Source organism: Roseateles sp. P5_B10, from assembly GCF_056400485.1.
This window is the reverse complement of record NZ_JBFULE010000893.1, coordinates 1-2,045: the sequence shown is the minus strand read 5'-3', so window position 1 is coordinate 2,045 and position 2,045 is coordinate 1. Positions and strand designations below refer to the sequence as shown.

2 protein-coding genes are annotated in these 2,045 nt (G+C 67.1%); both read right to left on the bottom strand.

Annotated elements, in window-relative coordinates; translation table 11 throughout:
* Positions 1-897: nicotinate-nucleotide--dimethylbenzimidazole phosphoribosyltransferase (locus tag AC1DU6_RS28950; RefSeq protein ID WP_477861378.1), on the bottom strand; the 897-nt coding region annotated here is incomplete at its 3' end.
* 32 nt (positions 898-929) lie between these two features.
* A partial coding sequence (gene ilvA, locus AC1DU6_RS28945) for a threonine ammonia-lyase, biosynthetic (RefSeq protein WP_477861376.1) occupies positions 930-2,045 on the bottom strand: 1,116 nt, incomplete at its 5' end.

Here is a 2,045-nt window from a genome sequence, read left to right as displayed (position 1 = left end):
GAACAGGGCCAGCGCTTCATCCAGGCCGCGGTGCACATGGCTGCGGCAGAACACCGCGTAGTCGGTCACCGGCGCGCAGATCAGCGACGCGAGCTTGAGGGCCGCGCAGGCGGCGATGCCGTCCACGATGATGAGGCTGCGCTTGCTGGCCGCGACGAGCATGGCGCCAACCATGACGGCGATCTCGTGGCCACCGAAGGCCGCGATGATGTCCATGGGGTCCTTGGCGTCGCGATGGCGGGCCAGGGCGCCTTGCAGCACGTCGAGCAGATGGACGAGATCGTCCTGGCGCATGGTCGGGCCAGAGACGATGAAGTCGCGCACCGGTTGGTCGGACAGCCGCGCCAGCACCAGGGCGGCGCATTCGGGCGAGCCCTGGCCCATGGAGGCGCAGGCCAGCACATTGCCGGGCAGGTTGTCGGCGATCTCCATGCCGACGCGCACGCCAGCGTGGGCCTGCTCGACGCTCATCGCATGCGCGGTGCGCGCGTTGCGCGTGCCATGGGCGACCTTGCGCGCCAGCAGCCGGGCGTGAGGGGGCRGGTTCTCGGCGACGCCGCAGTCGACGACGGTCAGGTGCAGGCCCTGCAGCCRGGCAAAGACTGACACCGGCAACTGGGCATGCAGGGCCATCTGCACCTGGTCCCTGGTGGCACGGCCCCATTGGGCGCCGACGCCGTCGACGACGATGCCGTGATCGGAAGCGAAAAGACCGAGCACCGGGTCGCGAAAGCGCGGCGTCAGGCTGTTCTGCACGAGCCCGAGGCGGACGGCCAGTGGTTCCAGTTCGCCGAGGCCGCCAGCGATGGCCGAGCGTCGATCGACGCGGTCACGCAGGGCTTTTTCCAGCTCGGGATTGGCGGTGGGGGAGATCAGCGACTGTTGGGCAACGGTCATGGCGCAGGCGTTGTCAGACCCCGCATTTCAACTCAACCGAGGAACAAGCGATAGACCGGATTGGAGGTTTCGTCTTCGAAGGGGTAGTTCAAGCCGTTGAGGAACTCTCGCAAAGCCGCCGCATCGCCCCTGGGAACCTGGATGCCGACAAGGATGCGGCCGTAGTCCGCACCCTGGTTGCGGTAGTGGAAAAGGCTGATGTTCCAGTCGGGGTGCATGCTGGACAGGAAGCGCATCAGCGCGCCCGGCCGTTCTGGAAAGACGAAGCGATAGAGGCGCTCGTCGCGTGCCAGTTCGCTGCGCCCACCCACCATGTGGCGGATGTGCTGCTTCGCGAGTTCGTCGTTGGTCAGGTCCAGCGTCTCGAAGCCGGCCTTGCTGAAGGTGCGGGCCAGCTTGGCAGCGTCGTCGGGCTTGGAGATGGCGATGCCGACGAAGATATGGGCGACGTCCGCGCCGGCGATGCGGTAGTTGAACTCGGTGACGCTGCGCGGGCCGAGCAACTCGCAGAAGCGCTTGAAGCTGCCGCGCGCCTCGGGGATGGTGACGGCAAACAACGCCTCGCGGTGCTCGCCGACCTCGGCCCGCTCGGCGACGAAGCGCAGGCGGTCGAAGTTCATGTTGGCGCCGCAGGTGATGGCGACCAGCGTTTCGCCCTTGGCGCCAGTCGTCGCGGCGTATTGCTTGACGGCGGCGACGCTCATCGCCCCTGAGGGCTCAAGAATGGAACGCGTGTCCTCGAAGACATCCTTGATGGCCGCGCAAACGGCGTCGGTGTCGACGACGATGTAGTCGTCAACCAGCTCGCGGGCGATGCGGAAGGTTTCCTCGCCCACCAGCTTGACGGCGGTACCGTCGGCGAACAGGCCGACGTCACTGAGCGTCACGCGCTTGCCGGCCTTCACCGAGCGCAGCATGGCGTCAGAGTCGGTGGTCTGCACGCCGATGATCTTGATCTCCGGACGCAGCGCTTTGACGTAGGCAGCAACGCCGGAGATGAGGCCGCCGCCGCCGATGGCGACGAAGATCGCGTCGATGGGGCCGGGATGCTGGCGCAGCAGCTCCATGGCGATGGTGCCCTGGCCGGCGATGACGTCGGGGTCGTCAAAGGGGTGGACGAAGGTCAGGCCTTGCGCGCTCTCCAGTTC